Genomic DNA, 5,122 nt, shown 5'->3' with positions numbered 1-5,122 from the left:
CAGCGTCGCCGCGCGCCCGGCCAGTGCCAGCAGGCCCCGCAACTCGCCGGGCGCCATCGGGAAACCCAGCTTGTTGATCGGCACACCGAAGCGGCTGTCCGTTGCCGCGATGCGCAGATCGCAATGGCAGGCGATCTCCAGCCCGCCGCCGACGCAGACGCCCTCGATGCAGGCCACGGTCGGATGCAGGCAGCCCGCGATCGCGGCCAGCGCCGGCGCCAGCAGGTCGACGTGGTAGGCGCGCACCGAAGCGGGATCGCCGCGCAGCCGCGGAAACTCCGCGATATCGGCGCCGGCGGCGAAGTTGCCGTCGGCGCCGCGCAGCACCACGCAGCGCAGCGTGCGGTCGGCCGACAGGCGCGCAAAGCCATCCGTCAGCGCGCGCCACATCGCTTCCGAGATCGCGTTGAGCTTGCCCGGATTCGACAGCGTGACCAGCGCGATGTCGCCATCGCGCTCGAAACTGACCGCACCGCTCACAGTACCCCCCGCGGATTCAACGCGGCCATCGACGTCATTGTCGGCATCATCGCCATCAATCCATCTTGGCGCCGGACTGCTGCACCACCTGGGCCCAGCGCTTGATCTCGGCGCGCTGGAACTGGGCGAACTGGTCCGGCGTGTACGACGGCGTCTCCGAGCCGTTGTTCAGCCAGATCTGCTTGAGCTCCGGCGTATTGAGGGCCTTGTTGACCTCGGCGTAGAGCTTGTCGCTGATCTCCTTGGGCGTGTTCTTCGGTACCCACAGCGCATACCAGGTCGACACCTCGTAGTTCGGCACGCCGGCTTCGGCCGCGGTCGGCACGTCAGGGAAGGCCGGCGAGCGCTTGGGCGCGGCCACCGCCAGCGCCCGGATGCGGCCGCCGCGGATATGCTGGGCCGACGAACCGAGGCCATCGAACACCATGTCGACCTGGCCGGCGATCAGGTCGGACAGCGCCGGGCCCGCGCCCTTGTACGGGATATGCGTGATGAAGGTCTTGGTCTGGATCTTGAACAGCTCGCCCGCCAGATGGTGCGACGACCCGTTGCCGGCCGAACCGTAGTTCAGCTTGCCGGGATTCTGGCGCGCGTAGGCGATCAGCTCCTGCAGCGTCCTGGCCTGGACCTTGGTCGGGTTGACCACCACCACCTGCGGCGGCTGCGCGATCACGGTGATCGGCACGAAGTCCTTCTCGATGTCGTAGTCGAGCTTCTTGTAGAACGAGGGCGCGATCACGTGATGCGCCCCGCCGATGAAGATCGTGTAGCCATCGGGCGCGGCCTTCGAGGCGAGGCTGGCGCCGACCGTGCCGCCCGCGCCGCCGCGGTTGTCGATGACGAACTGCTTGCCCAGCTGCTTGGACAATTGCGCCGCCAGCGGGCGCGCAAAGGCGTCGGTGCCGCCGCCGGCCGGGAACGGCACGACGATGGTGACCGGCCGCGACGGCCAGGGCTCCTGCGCCGCTGCCGGGCCGAGCGCCATCATGGCGATGCCGCCGGCCACTGCCAGCATCCGCGCCGTCCGCTTGAACTGACTACGTTCCATGGTGTGTCTCCTCGCTTTGTCTTATGAAAATGCGATGTGAACTGCTGGTGTGAACCGCGTTGGAACTTCCCGTCGAAAAAGCACTGCGAAACTTGGTGATGCGGTGATGCGGTGATGCGGTGATGCGATCCGGTGATGCCATCCGGTGATGCGAGCCCTGCCGGCCGTGCTCCCTCAGGAGCGCGCCAGCAGCTTGGCGACCGACCGGCTGATGCGCGGATTGCCCTCGCCGAGCTTGGCCAGATTGTCGTCGAGCGCCTCCGGCACGTACAGGTAATTGACCATCATGCCGCACGACTGCGCGCGTCCCTTGCTCGACAGGTCCGCGCCCCAGTTCAGCCGCTCGACGCAGGCGCCGTTGCCGAGGTGGAAACGCGCCACCGGATCGGCAGGCAGCGCGCCGTTGCGGGCGTGCACGAGGAAGTGCGCGGCCAGCGCCAGGCCGCTGTCGCGCACCAGCGCGTCGTCCGAACCGGCGTTCAGCGCGGCCAGCCATTCGGCGCCGGTCGCCGGCACCGCCGGCGGCCTGGCTTCCCCGGCAGCCGGCGCACGTGCGCTCCAGCGCTGCATGCACTTGCCGCCCAGCACCTTGGCGACGGTATCGCCGTCCTGCTTGCGCAGCCAGTCGGCGAAACCCGGTATCGGCGACAGCGTGGCGAACTGCTTGACCTTGGGGAATTCGCGCTGCAATTCCTCGATGACGCGCTTGAGCAGGAAATTGCCGAAGCTGACGCCGCGCAGGCCCGGCTGCGTATTCGAGATCGAATAGAAGATCGCCCATTTGACGCGGCGCAGGTCTTCCTGCGGCGCCGCCTCGTCGAGCAGGCTCTGCACGTTGGCGGCCATTTCCGGCACGAATGCCACCTCGACGAAGATCAACGGCTCGCGCGGAATCCGCGGATGGAAGAAGGCGTAGCAGCGGCGGTCCGAATCGAGCCGGTTGCGCAGGTCGGCCCAGGAGGCGATCTCATGCACCGCCTCGTAGCGGATCAGCTTTTCCAGCAGCGACGCCGGCGAATCCCAGGTGATCGGCTGCAGCTCCAGCAGGCCGACGTCGAACCAGTTCGACAGCAGGCCCTCCAGGTCTTCGTCGAGCACGCGCAGGCCCGGGATCTTCTTGTACCAGCGCAGCATGTCCGCGCGCAGGTGAATGATGAAATGCAGGCCGCAGGCCGACGTCGCGCTCGGGCCGTGCAGCCCGGCCAGCCGCTTGAAGAAGCGGATGCGGGCGCTCGACAGCGCATGGGAGAGGCCCGAGCCGTTGCGCCCCGGCTTGCCGCCCTCGCCCGCCGTGCCCGAGGCCGTGCCCGTAGTCGTGCCCCCTGTCGCCCCTTCCGCGGCGCCGTCGCCCTGCGCACCGCTGTTGGCGACCTCGGCCAGCAGCGTCAGCATGGCCTGGCGGGTCGGCTCGTCGGCGGCCTCGTATTCGTTGCGCCAGGCCTGCGCGGCGGCGTTGGCGGCGCTGTCGGTCAGGCGGGCATCGAAGCACAAGCGCAGTTCCTCGCGCTGGCGGCGCTGCACACGCGCGCTCAGCGTGGCGGGCGCGGCCGTGCGGGTCTTGCCATCGTTGGCCGCGTTGGCCTCGGCCGGGGTCCCCTTGCGGTTCCACCAGCGGCCGAAGCGCGCCAGCAGCGTGCCGCCGGCGGCGTCGGGACGGGCGTCCCCCAGGGTTTCGCTGGCGCCGAGCGGCGCGCTGACGGTCTTGTCTCCGGTCTCGAAAGAAGTCATCGAACTACCTGTCGGGCAAAGGAAGGAAGCGGAACTCGAAACGTTACGGTGCTGCGTGGCGAGGGTGAGTGAGAGTCGTCGATGGTCGGGTCAGCGGCCGGTTAGCGGTCGGTTAGCGGTCGGTTAGCGGTCGGTCAGCGGTCGTGTCAGCGGTCGGTTAGCGGTCGGTTAGCGGTCGGTTAGCGGTCGGTCAGCGGTCGGTCAGCGGTCGGTCAGCGCTCGGTCTAGCGGTCGGAGGCGGCCTTGGCGGCGAGGCGAAGCCGGCTGTGGCGCCGTCGCGCCGGGGCCGCGGGTTCGGGCGCTGCCGCTTGCGCATCCGCGTCCAGCGCCTTCAACGCGGCGCGCTGGCGCAGCAGGTGGGTCTTCATCATCGCCTCGGCGCCTTCGGGATCGCGCGCCTTCAGCGCGGCAAAGACCGACAGGTGCTCGGCACAGGATTCGTCGATGCGGCCCGGCAACTGCAGGCTCTTGTGCCGCGACAGGCGCAGCACCTTGCGCAGGTCGCCGATCAGCCCGGACAGCCAGCGATTGCCCGCGAGCCGCTGGATCGCCTCGTGGATCTGGTAGTTCGTCTCGTAGTAGGCGTCGATCTGGCCGGCGCCGGCGTAGCGGGCCAGATCGCGATGCAGGTCCTCGAGCGCGTCGAGGTCGGCGGCGGTGGCATTGCGGGCCGCCTCGTAGGCGCAGCGCCCTTCGAGCAGCGCCATCAGCGGAAAGATCTCGTCGAGGTCCTGTTCGGACAACTCGTTGACGAAGCAGCCGCGGCGCGGCTCCAGCCGCACCAGCCCTTCGGCGGCCAGCACCTTCAGCGCCTCGCGCAGCGGGGTGCGCGAGATGCCCAGCGTGGTCGCCAGGGCCGCCTCGTCGATCCAGGCGCCCGGCACGAGCGTGTGCTCGTCGATCATGGCGCGCAGGCGATCGGCAACTTCGAGATACAGCGCCTGCTGGACGATGCGCATGGAGGCCTCCCGGTGCGATGCATGGACATTGCGAAGGCCGGAGCCCCGTGGGAGGCCCTCGCAATAATTCATAATTATGAATAACGGCGAGGGAATGGCAAGGCGTTTCGATGTTGCAGAGCGGCAAGTGCTGTAAGGGGCTTGCAGGGTGGTCCCCGGCGGCTCTGAGCGGCTCTGAGCGGCTTGCCGAAGGCTTGAGGCGGCTGGGAGCGCTTGTGGGGCCTCGCCTCGTAGGGCGCTTGCCTTGCAGGCGGCGCCCTGGGCAGGCGCCGAAGGACGGTCCGCCGCTTCAGCCGTCCGCCAGAATGCGCCGCGCCCGCTCCAGCACCGGGCGATCGACCATCTTGCCGTCCACCGCCACGGCGGCGCCATCGGCCGAGGCGGCCGCTTCGACCACGCGCCTGGCCCAGGCCACTTCGGCCTCGGTCGGCGCGAGACCGGCGTGGACGGGTCCAACCTGCGCCGGGTGGATCAGCAGCTTGGCGCCGAAGCCGAATGCGCGCGCACGCGCCGTTTCGGCGGCCAGCACCGCGGTATCGCCGAGCGCGGTGCAGACGCCGTCCACCGGCGCAGGCAGCCCCGCCGCGCGCGAATGCAGCACCAGCAGGCTGCGAAAGGCATGCAGCGGCTCGCCTTCATCGCCCACGCCCAGGTCGCCCATCAGGTCGATGCTGCCGAACAGCAGCCGCACCACGCCGGGCTGCGCGGCCAGCTCCGCAAGCTGGGCGAAGCCCGCCGCGGTTTCCAGCAGCGCGTGGCATTGCACCGCCGGCAGCGCCTGCCGCAGCGCCCGCATCGCTTCGGCATCGGCCTTGGGCAACACCAGTATGTCGACGCCGAGCGCGTGGCACCAGGCGATATCGTCGTCGTGGTACGGCGTGCCGACGGCGTTTACGCGCACCAGCAG

The 5,122-nt window shown here is 69.4% G+C and carries 5 protein-coding genes; all 5 read right to left on the bottom strand.

What is annotated here, in order from left to right:
* Positions 1-480: enoyl-CoA hydratase/isomerase family protein (locus AC6EI8_RS23940; RefSeq protein ID WP_498383060.1), on the bottom strand; the 480-nt coding region annotated here is incomplete at its 3' end.
* A gap of 55 nt (positions 481-535) precedes the next feature.
* Positions 536-1,528 carry a Bug family tripartite tricarboxylate transporter substrate binding protein gene (locus AC6EI8_RS23935; RefSeq protein WP_149317696.1) on the bottom strand — a complete coding sequence of 331 codons (993 nt, stop codon included), beginning with the start codon at positions 1,526-1,528 and terminating at the stop codon, positions 536-538.
* A 174-nt stretch (positions 1,529-1,702) separates the two neighbouring features.
* Positions 1,703-3,256 (bottom strand): malonyl-CoA decarboxylase domain-containing protein, encoded by a 1,554-nt coding sequence (locus tag AC6EI8_RS23930; protein ID WP_265633254.1) that lies wholly within the window; start codon positions 3,254-3,256, stop codon positions 1,703-1,705.
* A 224-nt stretch (positions 3,257-3,480) separates the two neighbouring features.
* Positions 3,481-4,215 (bottom strand): GntR family transcriptional regulator, encoded by a 735-nt coding sequence (locus AC6EI8_RS23925; protein WP_244258653.1) that lies wholly within the window; start codon positions 4,213-4,215, stop codon positions 3,481-3,483.
* 289 nt (positions 4,216-4,504) lie between these two features.
* On the bottom strand, positions 4,505-5,122 hold a 618-nt coding region (locus AC6EI8_RS23920; protein WP_498383059.1), incomplete at its 5' end, for an HpcH/HpaI aldolase/citrate lyase family protein.

It is taken from the genome of Cupriavidus sp. R6-3, from assembly GCF_059772245.1.
Note: the sequence above shows the minus strand (reverse complement) of the source record. Positions and strands in the feature narration are given on the sequence as shown.

Coding starts and splice junctions, on each gene's coding strand:
- AC6EI8_RS23935 (WP_149317696.1), bottom strand. CDS start 1,528: ATGGAACGTAGTCAGTTCAAGCGGACGGCGCGGATGCTGGCAGTGGCC.
- AC6EI8_RS23930 (WP_265633254.1), bottom strand. CDS start 3,256: ATGACTTCTTTCGAGACCGGAGACAAGACCGTCAGCGCGCCGCTCGGC.
- AC6EI8_RS23925 (WP_244258653.1), bottom strand. CDS start 4,215: ATGCGCATCGTCCAGCAGGCGCTGTATCTCGAAGTTGCCGATCGCCTG.